Raw genomic sequence first — 15,326 nt, forward strand, 5'->3', positions numbered from 1 at the left:
GCTCTCTTCAATGAAAGACGCAGGCTGTGTAACAGGGAAAGCGGCTGGGCTAGCGCGAAGCAGCCTCAACCTCAAACATAAAATCTTCACGATCTTGCGGCTGCGGCGCATGCCCCAGCCAGCTGGTATAGCCGAGTCGGGCAGTTCCACCCAGCGTCACACCCTGTACCTCGTCAGCGGCCAGGATCAGGCTGAGATCCCACTGCATTTCAATGCCGAGGTAGTGACGCACCCAGTCGCGTACTTCACGCGCGCCGGGGGCATCCGGCAGAAAACGGGCATACTGCGCCGCGCTGAGCGGTCCCAGATGAAGACGGAAACGGTGCTGCACGTCGCGCACCGCCACGCCGAGAAATGCAGAAGCGCCCAGCCGGGGCATATGGCGTCCCGCGCCGAGTCGGGCCTGATCGCGGCTGTCCAGCGTCAGCCAGTGCGGCAGGTTCTGTGTCAGCCTGACCGGCACGCCAAAGTAGTGGCGCAGAATGCGCACCAGCCCTTCGGCATCGTGGCCGTGGCGGCTGAGGTGGCCCACCAGCATCAGTCGGGCATGGAGGCTGAGCGAACTGGCCTGCTGCTGGGCCGGTAAACCGATGCCTGCCAGGCAGGCGAGATAGTTCAGGAAGCGACTGTCGTCGGGGCGATCCAGAGACACGGTCGGCTGCGCATCGGCCCAGGCACGATAAAAAAGCAGCGTGGCGCGATGGTGAAACAGGTCAGCAAACGCCGACAGGCTGTGATCCTGATGATGCACGATACGTTCATGCACATATTCGGTCAGATGGGTCGGCAGCGGGCCGTTGGGGCCAAACAGCCCGAAGCTGTAGATGGAGAGCTCATGACGTCCCGCCTCGTCACGCGGCGTGGCGCTGGCGACGGTGGCGGGCGCAAACGCCAGTGACGGTGTCTGACCGATACGCACCGATTCGAACTTCGGCAGCGGCGCACGGCCCAGCGGATAGCGCTGACCGCCCTGCGCATCCAGCCGCCGCAGCAGCTGGAACAGATCGTAACGCCACGGCGCGGCCATCACCCGCTGCCAGAAATCATCCGGCAGACGGGTGAGCCGGGGCAGCGAAATCACCTTTTCGCCACTCATATCAGCGCTTTCCGGCCCATGCGCGGCGGCCAGTAGCCCACTTCTCCGCGCTGCTGGCTGTTAAGGGTGAACTCCGTGAAACTGTTGAGCGCCACAAGGCGGCCACAGACCCGCTCCAGCACGCTGCCGAACAGCCACGGGCTGGCACCCGAAAACGCCTGCTCATCCACTTCCAGCGTGATGCTGACGCCGCGCGCAAACACCACCGGACCCGGCTCCGGCACGCGGCGGTTGACCGCGCTGAGCGTACAGTGGCGGATGCCGTCAATCTGACGTGCGACCGGTGCTTCCGCCAGGTTGGCGTAGAGGCTCAGCAACTGGCGCAGCGCCGCCGCGCCTTCTCCGTCGCTGCTGTCCATCAGGCTGAGGTAGTTCATCTGCAGATGGCTGATCAGCCGCCACGCGGAAAGTCCCTCGGCCAGCGCCGGACGCGGAGGCGTCGGCCCTTTGCAGAGCTTCAGTTCCGACACCGGAATGGAGTCCGGCATCAAGAAGTTGCCCTGATCCTGCTGCAGCATCAGCGGCAGATCGCGGCTGGTACACATCACGTCCGCGGAGAGATAGCGCACCTCGTCGTGCCACGGCGCGTGATGCTCATCCACCAGCGACAGAAAGACTTCTGAGCCGATGTAACCGGTGCGCGTGCCGTAGCGCTGCGCCTGCTCGGACAGCGTGCGCTGTTCGCGGCGCAGTGAAAAATAGGCACCGTAATCGCCCTGGTCACCGCTGAAGGTGCTCCAGAACGGACGGAAAACCTGCTCTTCGCGCTTGCCCTCTACCGTAGCGAACAGCCGCTGCACCGAGTGCACCTCATAATCCAGCGGACGGATGTTATCTACCACCAGATGATATTCATGCTGGCTGTCGCTGACCTTCAGGCGCTCGGCGGTTTTCGGAAACAGATTGATGACAGGCGTGCAGTGCAGCGCCAGATGGCTGTGATCGACCACGCTTTCCAGTGCGCTGTCCGCTTTGTCGAGCAGAATGATGATGTCGAACGCCATGGCATTGTCGCAGCGGCGCAGAAACGGGGCCAGCTGGCTCAGACTGATAAACTGGAAGCGCGCCGGAAAGGCGAAATACTCCTGCAACAGACGATAGCCGTCAAAGTTGCGCAGATCGTCCGGCAGCAGCGCCTGCTCCGGCGCAAAGCCCTGCTGCTGTAACGCGTCATCTGTCAGCACCTGACGCTGCGGACGCTTCTCAACCGACTGCAGCACGATGCCCACCCGGTGCTGCATCAGCAACTCCAGCAGTTTAAGCGCCTGGATATCCGGGCCGCTGAGAAACAGCATCAGATCGTCCACGCTGAGCTGACTGAGCGAGGAGATCCCTTCGCAGCTGATGCGGATACGCAGCGCACTGACCGCGCCCAGGCCGCCGAGTTTCAGCTCGCCAGAGGGCAGATCGCCGGGCACGCCGCCGAGACTGGCTTCACTGATGCGCAGCGGATGCAGTACCACATCGTGCGCGGTGGTGTAGCTGCAGGTCACGCCGGTTTTTTTCAGGTTCTGGCTCTCCATCATGGTGCCGCGCGGTACGCGAAAGCCCTGGGTGATGTCGCCTTTGCGGCTGTCCGGCGTCAGCTGAGCGATCGCCATTGACGGCGTTGGCGAGAGATAGGATGGCGCAATCATCTCCAGCAGACGCTGCGAGAAACGCGGAAACTCCGCATCCATCTTCAGCTGCACGCGCGACGTCAGGAAGGCAAAACCTTCCATCAGCCGCTCGACATAGGGGTCCGCCACGTCAATGCCGCGCATGCCAAGACGTCCTGCCACTTTAGGGTAGCGCGCAGCGAACTCGGCCCCCATCTCACGCAGGTAGGCGAGTTCACGGTTGTAATAGTCGAGCAGATTGCTGTCCATGATTACCCTGCATCCTGTAGTTCGAAATGGCCGCTCTCCAGATCAACCTGAGTGCGGAACAGAAACGCCAGCGGATAAGGCACGCACCAGAGCCGCCCTTTGATCTCAATCGACAGCACGTTGTGCAGGCTGAGCGAGCCGAGATCGCTGACGCAGCGCACCTGTAAACCCTGCGGCAGGATGCGCGGCTCGAAGTGCAGAATGGCGTTGGTCATTTTGCGCTGCATATCCTGCCATTCGATATCGGAGACGTTCTGCCCGGCCAGCGGTGCCACACCGAAGTTCCAGACAGAGCGCTGCACCTGATCAAAGCCGCTGAGATCCTGCTGCGCTTCATTGTTGATGGTGTTGAACAGCCACTGCAGATCGCGCAGTACGTGGCGGCGCAGCGTGCTGTGAGTGATCAGCATGCTGTTGTCCGCTTCCTGCTGTTTATCCGGCGCGTTGTCGGTCAGGCGATCCAGCAGCGAGGATTGCAGCTTGTCGCGGGCGGTTAACGCATCACGTTTTTTACGCGCGCGAAAGCCGCCATGCAGCTGGGCATAGCCGTCGTTTTGCGCGCCTGAATCATGGCTCATCGGCGGACTCAACGCTGTCAAACGCGACCTGCTGCAGGCTCAGCAGCGAAAATTCCGCGCTGTCGCTGAGCCACATTTTCTGCCCCTGACCGATGAACTGGTCCGGATCGTCGCCCAGTGGCTGCCATTCGGTGACGCTGGCGCGCAGAAAACGTTCGTCAGATGCCGCCAGCAGTGGATAGCGCGCCGGGATCTGGCACACCTGCTCACTGCCATCAACCAGCTGCACACGCGTGTGACGCCACACCAGATCGGTGACGCTGGCGGGTGCCTGAAACTGCATCTCACGAATGGCGGCAAACGGGATCCAGTAATAGCGGCCCTGACTGATAACTTCACACACTGGCCCGAAACGGCTGTCGCCATCCATCAGCCAGCTGAATGCGGTGGGCTGATCCTGCTGCGTCGCGGTGCCGGGGTTGGCCGCCGCGAGCTCAAGCGCTTCAGCCCGCAGCGTGCTGCCGCGCGCGACATCACCCGCCGTTTCGGCCTGTAAGGCGGCCAGCAGCGTGTTGCACCAGTGCCAGGCGCTGCCCGGCAGCACCGGGTCGGCCTGGCCACGCAGCACCGCGTCACGCTGCAGCTCACCGGCGATCGCCTGTTGCAGCAGATTAACTGTCGGTTGCGCCTGCGGGCTTAACGCCAGCCAGGATTGCAGCTGCGTCTGCGCGCGCGCCCAGTTGCCTGAAAGACAGAGCAGCTGCACAAAGGCGGCCCGCAGGTCAGCATTCGCCGGATTCGCCTGAATCTGGCGGGTCACGTCAGCGAGCGTCTCGCCGAGGGTGGCGCTGGCCAGACGGTGTTGTAAGGATTCCATGCAAACTCCTTTTGCGTCAGTTAAGGGTGCGGTAGACCGCAGCGGCGGGATCTTTCAGTTCAGGATGGAGTTTTTCCACCAGCTGCACGCTCAGCGCGGCATCGCCGCTGATCCACGGCGACCAGACTTTACGGACTTCCTGCAGACGCGCCTGCAGCGCACTCTGATCGGCGGCTTCGCCGACGGGCATCTGCACCACCACCTGACGCGTTGCCTGCCAGCCGTTAAAGCGGTTGCTGAACGGCAGAATCAGCCAGCTATCCGGGGATTTTTCGTTGCTCAGCACCATGCGTTCACTGTTGACCGTGGTGATGTGCAGTTCGGCTGTGGGCGACTGATTGCTCAACCCCATCACCGGAAAACCCTGCAGGAAGGTCACGCCGACTGCCGCAGGTGCGCCGTTACCCTGTTGCGTCAGTCGGCTGTGTCCGCTTAGCCAGCCATCCGAACCGCAGATCAGCCCCTGATTTGCCGGAACAAACAGCGCGCTGCCCTGTGCCGGGTGCTGCCACCAGGTACGGAAATGGCAGCCATCCAGCAGACTGAATTGCAGCCACGGCGACGTGTCGGCCTGAGCGGCGTTGTGTAGCGCGTCTGCGGGGACCGCCGTAGCAGTCGGCTGGACCGGCTGCGTCGCGGGCGGCGTCACCACGGTTTTCCACTGCTGCGCACGGGCGGCGCTGCCAGTAGCAATTTCACTCCCCTGCGCATCGGTCAGTTGCCAGTGCAACTGTTGCAGCGGTTTACACTGCGACGCCATCAGTCCGGCAACGCGGGGCAGAAAATCTTTCAGCACCGCGGCGTTTTTTTCGCCCAGCGTGACGATGCGCAGGTTAATGGTGCTGTTACACCAGCTCGACAGCTGATTGTTTTTTACGTCATCAATCCAGACATCCAGTTTCTGTGCCGGGGACTGTACGATGCGATAGTTTTCAGCATAAGCCTGCGTGCTGAGCAGCAGCGCAGCCAGACCCAGTAATCCATATTTCATGTTGGCGTTCTCAATCTCGCAGAGGGAAGAACTGCGCCGCTTCAGAGAGCGAGTGCAGCAAGGTGGTGTCCTGAGGTGATCCAATCCAGACGGCCAGCGCACTGAAATTATCCTGCTGCCCCTGATCGGGCTGATCGTTCCTGATGATTTGCTGCATCAGCGTCAGCCACTCTTCCGGCGTATTCACCATGTGCAGCGACTGCTGCATCTGTTCCAGCGTCACGCCGTGCCAGAAACCATCGGTGCAGAGTAAAAAGGCGTCGCCATCTTCAATCCCGACCACCTCGCTGTAGCTGGCGTCGCGCTGCTCATCGCCCATCCCCAGCGCAAAATAGAGCAGATTGCTGTTGATGCCTTCGGTGCGATGTCCGGCATCTTTCATCTGCTGCACCAGGCTGTGGTCGGTGGTCACGAGATAGAGATAGCCGCGACGGAACAGATAGAGGCGGCTGTCGCCTGCATGGGCCCAGCAGGCCAGATGGTAGTCGCGGTCAATGAACAGGCTGACCAGCGTAGTGCCCATCCGGCTGTGTTCGCTGCTGGCTTTCTGCTGCTGGCGGATGGCGTGATTCGCCTGATTGACGTAGTTACGAATCGACTGCGCATTGAGATGCGCATCGCCATCAAACGACTGCAGCAGGCTGCTACGGGCAATCGATGCCGCGATATCCCCGCCGGGAAACCCGGCTACACCGTCGCAGACCACAAAGCAGGCCGAGCGCTTACCGATGACATCACCGATCTGATCCTGGTTACTGGCGCGATCGCCCTGATTCGACGTCGAGGCAATAGTGATATTCATGCGTCATCCGTGTGGGTTTGTGAGTCTTTGTACTGATTAACTTCCAGGTCATAGGCGTGCAGGAACGCTTCGCCGAACAGGGTGTGGAAATCGTCTTCGATCTCGCCCGCCGTCTCGCCGTAGCGCTCAACAAAATGCTCCCAGAGCGCCGCTTTACGGCTGCCCGGCAGGCCGATACGTGACACCGATCCCGCCTGACGCGCTTCCTCCTCCAGCTGCTCCGGGTTAAAGGATTGCAGCATTGAGGCGATGATGGCGCGGATACCGGCGATCATGCCCAGCTGGTGCGCCTGCAGATCGATCAGCGCATCACGCACTGCCTGACGCGGCGGCATAAAGCCCGGCATCCGGCTGCCAAACATCTGCATTAAGACGGTTTTGCCCGAAGGCAGTAGCTTGAACGGGTTGTTGGCGTCGTCGAGGATCACCGTCATGTCAGCCTTCACACCGCGCTTGAGGATCGAACGCGATGAGAGCAGCGCCACCGTGCCCTGCGAAAACATGCTCAGCATCTGCCCGAATTGCAGCATCTGCTCACGGTCAAATTGCGGCGTCGGCTGCAGGTCGCGCAGACCCATTCCCTCCAGCAACGCATCCAGTAGTTCGCCCTTGAGGGCATCACCGCTGCTTTCGCTGGGTGTCGTCGGGTGCGCAGCGGCGGCATGATGGCGACCGGAAGCTACGGGATCGATGCGCAACCGCCCTTTCGGCGTCGGGGATGGCGTACGCTGTACCGCCTGCGGCGTGGGCAGCGTAATTCCGCCGTAATCGATCTGTGGATTTACCGCGTCAGACTGGCCGGGCAGTTCCTCGTCAATCAGCGGTGTCTGCTGCTGTGCCTCAGGGTGAGGCTGGCTGTGAGTCTCATGCTGTGATTCGTCGAAGCTGAACAGCGGTGAGTGATCCATGTCGGTCAGGCTGGCGGGATCCTGCTCCGATGAACGTGCGGCCATCGGCTCAGTTTTTGCCACCGGTTGAGGTGGCACATGCAACGTGGCCGGTTTCGGCGTCGTCAGCTCCGGCTGGGCCAGCGGCACCGCGTTGCCCATCATCAGACCCAGCGGATCATCATGGTTGCGCGCATCCACGCTGCTGTCACCGTCAAACAGGCTCAGCGGATCAAGTTCAGCGGCAGGCGTTTCAGCCTGCGGTGGCGCCGTGTTTTGCTGAGCAGACAGCGTGCTTGGCGTCCGGTCGTCAAAAATACTCTGCTGTCCGAACAGCGCATCGCCTTCATCAAACAGGCTGCTGTTTTTTGGCTGCTGCCCATAATCCAGCGGCGCGTCGTTAATCAGCTGAGCCAGCGGATCTTCCGGATTTCGATCAGGACGAGCGGGCGCAGTCAGCGGATGGGCCTCAGGCATCTCTGGCTCAGCTTTGCGTTTAGAGAGATCGTCCGAAATCGAAAACTCTTTCGCCAGGCTGTCCCAGATTTCGCTGGGAATGGCGGCGGTGGTGCTGGCTTTTTCCGCTGCCGGTTCGCGAGCGGGTGCTACGGGCTGCACCGGCTCAGGACGCGGAACAGCTCTTTCACTCTGCGGTTGCTGTGCACTGTTGAGATCGCTGACCAGCAATTGGTAATCATCGATGCCCAGTATGTCTCCATCCTGCAGCTCAACCTGACGTCCGCGTTCCAGCGGAATATCGTTGAGTAACACGCGCGTCACATTGCCACGGTTGGTCAGGCGACATTCGCCATTTGCCGTGATGTGCACAATCGCCTGCAGGCGGGAGAGTGTGCGATCGTCATCCGGCAGCACCAGATTATTATCCACACCACGACCAATGGTGCCGCCAGGCGGAAAGAAATCACAATGAGTTTGCGGCGGCTGTTGGCCGGGTTTAGTCGTTATTATCGTAAAGCGCATAACGGATTCCTGCGGTTAGCGGTTCGGCATCTATACCGCGCACCTCTCGGGGAAAGGCGCGCGGTATAGAGAGCGGGGGGATTTAATTTTGGGAGTTGTTTTTTAAATACTCTGCCACTGGATTAATTCAATTCTTTAAACAGAGGTAGAGTTATATTTATTTAAGAAGATGAAGCTGCGTTAACGGCTTATCTTTAATTAACATACAGGGTAAACATTAAAATAGCTGCAAAGATGATTGCATTACAATCACCAGAAACCACTCTGCTGAAATATCATTTATGCAGAATTATTTACCGGCATTGTAAAAACGGGATTAAAGCGTAATGCAGAGAGTGATATTCATAGAGAATATCGTGCCCAGCCTGTAAACCCTGAGCACGACGACATAATCAGTAAGGCAGTTGCTTCAGAATAGCAGTGCGTTCTTTGTCGATGCGGATAACACAGAGGTTGGTGGCAACCGCATTCGCATTGCTGCCTTCTTCAGCGGCAAAGGCTTCCAGCTTGCACTGACCGTCACGATATTTCAGCCAGTTACGCTGGGTATCCACCAGCGTGGCGACATAGTCATCAGCCAGTTTTTTCTGCGTGCCGTACATCTGTACAATGCGTTTTTTAGCCGTCTGGTATTCTTTGTTGAGGTCATCTTCCGCCAGCTTCTTTTGCTGAACAGTACACTGAAATAGCGCACCGTCTGAAGGCTGTTTTGCACAGGTATCTTCAGCGAGCGCTGAAGCGCTGATGCAAAGAGACACAGTGATTAAAGCCAATTTATGTAGTCTCTTCATATTTTTCTCAGCAACTTTTAATGCAAATAAAATTTTTATCAGCCCCGAATTTATCTGGGCTGATAAATAACTTTAAGAAATCATATAACGCTTTCTTTCTGCTTCACAGAGTGAAATCCTCAACACTGTTAACAGTACTTTTACTATCAGTGATAGGGTATTAACTTCAGCTTTTTAATTCTTTGCTCGTTAAGTTCAGAAGTACACATATTAATATTAGCGTTACTTAAATCACTTCCCTTATCTGCAGCATAAGAAGCCAGCTTACAGTCATTATCTCGATATTTCAGCCAGGCTCGTTGAGCTTCAGTCAACGTATCCATATACTGACTTAACTCTTTATCGTCACCTTTAAAAAGCGTTTCAACTCTGGTTTTAGCGAGTTTATATTCTTTATTTAAGTCAAGCTCAGTTTCGTTTCTGTTTTTCTGGGCACAGGTATAAACTTCCTGATCGTTATTACCTTGTGCGCAGTCCGTTGTTGCATACGCAGGCTGTAACGCAAAAAAACCTGTTGCGAACATCGAGATAAATAACAAATTTTTCATAAGTCTCCCATTTCATTTCCGGCTTCGAAGATAACGAGCACGATTACGGCCTTTCTCATACTTTTGAAGAATGCTTGAACTATCAATAAAATCAGCAAGCTTGTCAATATCATTATACATAGCGGCTTGCATGTTAAGCTTAAAACCAGCGCCCTGATAAACCAAATCTACAACGATATCTTTTATCGGCGGCTTTAACTGATCCCAGTTTGTTCTTTCAGCATTCTCTGCAGTTTTTGATAAATAAACTGACCTTGCCCGGCTTACATATATAGGATAGATAGTTTCAAAAAGCCTGGCCTGCGATTCACGCGTAATTACACCACACTCTATTTTATTTTTTCTTACCCATACTTGCGCTGCAGTTTCTTTTTTATTGGCACCTAAAGATAGCGTTCTCGCCTGCTGCTCTTCAACCCCGACTCGGATAAGATCAAGGTAGACTTCATCTGAACTTCTTCCCCCCATATCATAACCTCGACCAATGGTTACGCCTGACTTACCCCCAGGCCAGTGTATGTGCCTGCTAAAATAAGGACTGTGAGGATTGTCATTACCTTCGGCATCGAACGTGACCTGTCCGGCACTCACAGTAAGGCGACCAGAATTGTTATTTATATTTTCTGGTGGATTAGACGCAGGGTTTATTTTATTACTATCTGACAGTTTAGAAAGCGTATTCCACGTCTTCCCATGGATATCGACAACGCCATCCGGGCGAGACATAAAACGGGATTGAAACTGTTTGATCGCTTCAATGGTTTTTGGTCCCATTCGGCCATCGGCACGAAGCTGAGGATATCCATTGCGCTGTAACAACTGCTGTACTGTCTTCACGTCACCGTATTGATTACGGCCACCTACACCAACCGAGCCAGTAATACTCATCTACTATCTCCGCACAATATTGTTGATTCAGAGAGTCCTTGTAAACCGGCTGGAGAATGCGCATGACGACGCTGACTTCTCTGGCCAGGAGAGATACGCCCCCTGTCCGGAGGCGTATCGCTTCTTACGCTTCTTTGTTGCCTTTGATATCCCAGCCAGCGCTGGTTTCTGCGCCTTTACCACCGGAAGAGCTCTGCTCCCAGTACTGCTGTTTCACTTTAGAAGCCTGGAAGGCATAGGTTACGCCCAGGGTGTCGTCGTGCTCAGAACCCACAAACTGAACGTTAGTGACCAGCACATCTTCCAGGGTGATTCGGGTATATTCAATTTGTGTGCCGCCCGCTTTGCAAACGGACACTTCAACTTTAGCGACGTGCTTACCGCTGGCACAGTTCTTGAGCAGCGCGGTGACAGCCTTATCGATTTTGGCGTTGATGTGCAGGTCGTTAAAATTAACTTTACCCGCACCGCCACCGCCACCCACACTCATGTTGCCTGGCTGGCTGGCACCCCAGGAAAAGGAGTCAATATCGATCCATCCCGTGTGGTTTGAATCTTTAGACTCACCGGTAATGCCGTCTACCTTCAGATACATATCAATAGCCATTATCTTTCACTCTTTATTGGTTGAGATTATTGCTTTCAAAAAAAGCAAGGATATGGCAAAAAGAAAAGCATGGGGCTGAATAAAACAGTCCATATTTTACCTTTGCCTTGCTTCTGAAATATCGTCATAAACCATATTTCAGATATTGCGTTGCCGGGCACCGGGCCGGGCAATTTATCTATAAAACTCTCATGACGAAAATCGGGATTTTGATCAGGGGTTAAGGAGACAGAGAAGAAGAGAAACACTCAATAAATTTCTCTTATTTTTTCAGCCGCCCAGTAAAAACCGAACGATGCAGTAACTGAAATAGTAATCACAAAGCCGTTAATTATTTTCCCCATCATCGTGACATTCCAGTCACAGAAGAAAAGGTAATAACCTGCACAGGTGATTAAAATAAGAGAAGAAATAAAAACCAGCAGATAATGCAGCAAGTGCAAAGCTGATTTTTTAAGCACCCTGTCATCCTCCCTGACATTTATCTCAGCAACCTTTCTGCCAGTCATCAGGCGCAAAACCCTTTGCTCCTGTTAACTCTGTGACTCAGCGGATACGTGATGCCAGGTCATCCCAGGCATCACGCCTCCCTTTCAGCCCTTATGCATTATCATTTTTAAGCGACGGCAGCTTAGAGACCAGACGCAGAGAAACCGTCAGCCCTTCCAGCTGGTAGTGCGGACGCAGGAAGAATTTCGCGGAGTAGTAGCCAGGATTATCCTCCTGCTCTTCCACATTCACCTCGGCAGCCGCCAGCGGCTTGCGTGACTTGGTCTCCTGCGAGGAGTTAGCCGGATCGCCATCGACATAGTTCATCACCCAGTCGTTCAGCCAGCGTTCCATTTCATCACGCTCACGGAAGGAGCCGATCTTGTCGCGCACGATGCACTTCAGGTAGTGCGCGAAACGGCAGCAGGCGAACAGGTAAGGAAGACGTGCGGCCAGACGGGCATTGGCGGTAGCATCAGCGTCGTGATACTCCATCGGCTTCTGCAGTGACTGCGCACCAATAAAGGCAGCGAAGTCAGAGTTTTTGCGATGTACCAGCGGCATAAAACCATTTTTCGCCAGTTCGGCTTCACGACGATCGCTGATGGCGATTTCGGTCGGGCACTTCATATCCACGCCGCCGTCATCGCTCGGGAAGGTGTGGCACGGCAGATTTTCCACTGCCCCACCCGACTCCACGCCGCGGATTGCGGTGCACCAGCCATACTCTTTGAAGGAGCGGTTGATGTTGGCGGCCATCGCGTAAGCCGCATTGCTCCACGTATAGTTGCCATGATCGGAACCATCGGTCTGCTCTTCAAAGTCAAAGCTGTCGACCGGGTTGGTACGGATGCCGTAAGGCAGACGCGCCAGGAAGCGCGGCATCACCAGACCCAGATAGCGTGCATCTTCCGACTCACGCAAGCTGCGCCAGGCAGCATATTCGGTGTTCTGGAAGATTTTGGTGAGATCGCGTGGATTCGCCAGCTCCTGCCAGGACTCCATCTGCATCACTTCGGGCGCGGTGCCGGTGATAAACGGACAGTGCGCGGCTGAGCCTATACGCGCCATCTCACCCAGCAGCTCAACATCCTGCGGGCTGTGGTCGAAGTAGTAGTCGCCCACCAGGCAGCCAAACGGCTCGCCCCCGAACTGACCATACTCCTGCTCATAAATCTTCTTGAACAGTGGACTCTGATCCCAGCCGGCACCCTTGTAACGCTTCAGAGTGCGACCCAGCTCCTGCTTGGAGATGCTCATAAAGCGGATTTTGAGCATCTCGTCAGTTTCAGTGTTGTTCACCAGATAGCTCAGGCCGCGCCAGGCGCTTTCCAGCGACTGAAACTCCGGATGGTGAATAATCTGGTTCACCTGCTGCGACAGCTTTTCGTCGATCTCCGCGATCAGCGCCTGAATGGTGCGATAGGCATCGCTGGAGACGGTAACGGTGTTCTCCAGCGCCTGCTGCGCCAGGGTTTTCACCGCGCTTTCGACCGCAGCACGTGCCTGATCGCTTTTTGGCCGGAACTCTTTATTCAGCAGCGCGCTGAACTCATCCTGACTGAAACTGGCTGCGCCCTGCGACTGCGGTTGTTGTGAAGTCTGCGTCATGCCTGCGGCTCCTTACCTTCAGTGGCCTCATCCTGCTTTGGCAGATGGGTCAGGGCCTGCAGCAGCGTAGGATCCTGCAGCACCTTACCAATCAGCTCTTCCGCGCCGTTTTTGCCATCCATATAGGTCAGCAGGTTCGCCAGCTGGGTACGCGCTTCCAGCAGCTTGCTCAGCGGCTCCACGTTGCGGGCCACCGCGTCCGGCGAAAAGTCATCCATGCTGTCAAAGGTCAGATCGATGTTCAGCTTGCCTTCGCCATTCAGGGTATTGTCTACCTGGAACGCGGCGCGCGGCTTCAGTGCTTTCATGCGCTCATCGAAGTTGTCGATGTCGATTTCCATGAATTTACGGTCATCAATGCCTGGCTGTGGCTCCAGCGGTTTACCCACCAGATCCGCCAGCACGCCCATTACAAACGGGAGCTGGATTTTGCGTTCCGCGCCATAAATTTCCACGTCATATTCAATCTGAACGCGAGGCGCGCGATTGCGGGCAATGAACTTCTGCCCACTGGATTTGCTTGTTGCCATGGTTTTCTCCATACATGATGCGCGGATAAAGTGTCACAGCAGGCGCGCAGGTCCCGCTGAGTGTGTGTGCGTCACGCCTGCTTAATCGCGACGTCCGAAAATGGTTTCCAGCTGATGTACGCCGTCGGGTGCCAGTTCGCGGATGATCTCCAGAAAGTCGCGCTCGATTAAGCGCTGTACACGGTCGATCATCAGCGGGGCCGGATGACTCGGCTCATGCTGGGTGAAGTAGAGCTTCACTTTCTCCAGCATCAGCTGCGCGTCGGCGCGGGAACTGATCTGCACCGTGCGCCAGTCAGCGGCAGCGCGCGGGCTGGCCGGTGCAGGCGATGCCGCGGTTTCTGCGGGCTGTTCCACGGCGGCTGTGGGGATCAGCGCATTCAGATCGGTGGCCTGGCAACGTTCAGCGATCAGCGCAATCTGTCTGCGCAGCTGTGTGAGTTCCGGCACCGCGGCTTCCCCCAGCCGTTCGGTCACGGTTTCGCAGATGGTCTGCAGCCGCTCATGAATTTGCAGCACCGCCTCAATACCAGGCTGGTCGCCGCGCGCCAGTTCGTCGATCAGACGCGGCAGGCCGCCAGGATAGTCCGCGACTTCGGTTTTACTGCCGTCGCACAGGGCGGCCGCATCGCGCAGCGTGATGCCGTCAGAGGGATAGCGCAGCAGCCAGCACTGACGTACCGCGCCGCTCAGATCAGTTTTGTCACCCAGCAACGCCAGCGCATTAATGCGGTAGAAGGGATCCTGCTCGCCGAACTCCTCCAGCCGGGGCCACAGCGGCTCCCAGTAGAGCAACAACGCCTGTTCAATCAGCTTCAGGCCCTGGGCATAGCCCGGCAGCCCTTTCAGTTCGGTCCAGGCGTGGGTCAGCGCCAGCATTACCCGCAAATCTTTGCTGCGCGCCAGCAGCGCTATCGCCAGCTTCTCGACTCTGTTCCAGTCGGCCGGTTCTGCCGGAATGATGGTATTACCGAACTGCTGCTCCGCTTTACCGGCGCTGGCCTGCTCCATCGCCTGAAAATCAGCGTGGTACTCCAGGTTATCGCCGCCGGGATTGTCCTCGCTGACCGGAGCCAGCAGAGCCTCTGTATTCATCGTCATGCGTGTCGCCTCAGGATTCAAACATCGGGGGATAAAGTCCGTTTCGTCCCGGCTTTGCCCCACCGGCCGGATCAAACAGCAATGAAAAGAGCTGGGCGGTAAAATTACCGCTGTGAACCTGGGTATAAAGCGGGAAACCGTCGCTTTGATTGGTCCACCAGAAACTGGTGTAGAACTGCGGGTCGAAGTTCTCGCCCGGCAGTGTCCAGTTCAGTGTCGAAGGGGTATCGCCATGCCCGATGACGTTGAGAATGTCTGACGTCTCGTCCGACTCCTGCGGCGGCTGCGGCTGCGGAATGCTGATCAGCGCCTGATCCAACTGCTCCGGTGACCCGCCGCCCTGCACCACCCGCAACAGCGTATTGCCGACCTGCTGATACCACTCGCCGGAGCGCGCCAGCAGGGCTGGCGACCACTCGGCGGGCGTGAAGTGGCGCAATGCGCAGAGTGGGTAGTTACGGCCCACGCTGTCACGCGCGGCAATCAGGCAGCCCATCTGAATCAGCTGACTGCCCAGCATCGGCGGCACCACAAAATTCCAGACCGGCGCGTTAAGGAACGGGCGCGACGGGGCGTTATCACTCTCCTGACTGCTCTGCCAGTGATGCAGGCCCACCTGAAACCAGCTGGACCATTGGCGATAGAGCACGTCCGGGAAGCGGCGCTTCACAAAGTCACCCGCGCTGGGCACTTTGCCGTACCAGCAGGGTGCAGCGTAATGAGTCATTGTCGGGTCCTGTT

General features: G+C 56.8%; 16 protein-coding genes. All 16 read right to left on the minus strand.

Annotation, left to right across the window (positions count from 1 at the left end; all coding sequences use genetic code 11):
- Nucleotides 1-49 precede the first annotated feature (49 nt).
- Entirely contained in the window at nucleotides 50-1,096 is a 1,047-nt protein-coding gene (gene tssG, locus NR195_RS04955; RefSeq protein WP_033757372.1) for a type VI secretion system baseplate subunit TssG, read from the minus strand.
- Nucleotides 1,093-2,964, minus strand: coding sequence for a type VI secretion system baseplate subunit TssF (gene tssF / locus NR195_RS04960; protein WP_256844199.1), 1,872 nt, complete (start codon nucleotides 2,962-2,964; stop codon nucleotides 1,093-1,095). The genes tssG and tssF overlap by 4 nt, the downstream gene beginning before the upstream one ends.
- Before the next feature lie 2 nt (nucleotides 2,965-2,966).
- A complete protein-coding gene (tssE, locus tag NR195_RS04965) occupies nucleotides 2,967-3,542 on the minus strand; it encodes a type VI secretion system baseplate subunit TssE (protein WP_010246069.1) in 576 nt (191 codons plus the stop codon).
- Complete coding sequence (locus NR195_RS04970; protein WP_033767006.1) at nucleotides 3,532-4,359, minus strand: type VI secretion system accessory protein TagJ; 828 nt, start codon at nucleotides 4,357-4,359, stop codon at nucleotides 3,532-3,534. Before NR195_RS04970 ends, tssE begins: the two co-directional genes overlap by 11 nt.
- Before the next feature lie 16 nt (nucleotides 4,360-4,375).
- Complete coding sequence (locus tag NR195_RS04975; protein ID WP_182504581.1) at nucleotides 4,376-5,350, minus strand: hypothetical protein; 975 nt, start codon at nucleotides 5,348-5,350, stop codon at nucleotides 4,376-4,378.
- Nucleotides 5,351-5,360: 10 nt separating this feature from the next.
- Entirely contained in the window at nucleotides 5,361-6,152 is a 792-nt protein-coding gene (locus NR195_RS04980; protein ID WP_010246078.1) for a PP2C family serine/threonine-protein phosphatase, read from the minus strand.
- Nucleotides 6,149-8,020 carry a type VI secretion system-associated FHA domain protein TagH gene (gene tagH, locus NR195_RS04985; RefSeq protein WP_187505388.1) on the minus strand — a complete coding sequence of 624 codons (1,872 nt, stop codon included), beginning with the start codon at nucleotides 8,018-8,020 and terminating at the stop codon, nucleotides 6,149-6,151. The genes NR195_RS04980 and tagH overlap by 4 nt, the downstream gene beginning before the upstream one ends.
- Nucleotides 8,021-8,412: 392 nt before the next feature.
- Nucleotides 8,413-8,793, minus strand: coding sequence for a lysozyme inhibitor LprI family protein (locus tag NR195_RS04990; RefSeq protein ID WP_228379707.1), 381 nt, complete (start codon nucleotides 8,791-8,793; stop codon nucleotides 8,413-8,415).
- A 164-nt stretch (nucleotides 8,794-8,957) separates the two neighbouring features.
- Nucleotides 8,958-9,359 carry a lysozyme inhibitor LprI family protein gene (locus NR195_RS04995; protein WP_158131777.1) on the minus strand — a complete coding sequence of 134 codons (402 nt, stop codon included), beginning with the start codon at nucleotides 9,357-9,359 and terminating at the stop codon, nucleotides 8,958-8,960.
- 12 nt (nucleotides 9,360-9,371) lie between these two features.
- On the minus strand, nucleotides 9,372-10,247 hold the full coding sequence (locus NR195_RS05000; RefSeq protein ID WP_158131778.1) for a peptidoglycan-binding protein: 876 nt from the start codon (nucleotides 10,245-10,247) through the stop codon (nucleotides 9,372-9,374).
- A gap of 124 nt (nucleotides 10,248-10,371) precedes the next feature.
- Nucleotides 10,372-10,854 (minus strand): type VI secretion system tube protein Hcp, encoded by a 483-nt coding sequence (locus NR195_RS05005; protein ID WP_033779371.1) that lies wholly within the window; start codon nucleotides 10,852-10,854, stop codon nucleotides 10,372-10,374.
- Between the two features lie 248 nt (nucleotides 10,855-11,102).
- Nucleotides 11,103-11,372: a hypothetical protein gene (locus NR195_RS05010; protein ID WP_233267943.1), complete on the minus strand. Its 270-nt coding sequence runs from the start codon at nucleotides 11,370-11,372 to the stop codon at nucleotides 11,103-11,105.
- A gap of 82 nt (nucleotides 11,373-11,454) precedes the next feature.
- Complete coding sequence (gene tssC, locus NR195_RS05015; protein WP_010246111.1) at nucleotides 11,455-12,954, minus strand: type VI secretion system contractile sheath large subunit; 1,500 nt, start codon at nucleotides 12,952-12,954, stop codon at nucleotides 11,455-11,457.
- Nucleotides 12,951-13,484, minus strand: coding sequence for a type VI secretion system contractile sheath small subunit (tssB, locus tag NR195_RS05020; RefSeq protein WP_010246114.1), 534 nt, complete (start codon nucleotides 13,482-13,484; stop codon nucleotides 12,951-12,953). The genes tssC and tssB overlap by 4 nt, the downstream gene beginning before the upstream one ends.
- An 81-nt stretch (nucleotides 13,485-13,565) precedes the next feature.
- Entirely contained in the window at nucleotides 13,566-14,579 is a 1,014-nt protein-coding gene (tssA, locus tag NR195_RS05025) for a type VI secretion system protein TssA (protein ID WP_031292999.1), read from the minus strand.
- A 16-nt stretch (nucleotides 14,580-14,595) separates the two neighbouring features.
- Nucleotides 14,596-15,312, minus strand: coding sequence for a type VI secretion system-associated protein TagF (tagF, locus tag NR195_RS05030; protein ID WP_010246121.1), 717 nt, complete (start codon nucleotides 15,310-15,312; stop codon nucleotides 14,596-14,598).
- Between the last annotated feature and the right edge of the window lie 14 nt (nucleotides 15,313-15,326).

Origin of the sequence: Pantoea sp. Ft-CA_14 (assembly GCF_024520875.1) — a bacterium.
Classification (GTDB): domain Bacteria; phylum Pseudomonadota; class Gammaproteobacteria; order Enterobacterales; family Enterobacteriaceae; genus Pantoea; species Pantoea agglomerans.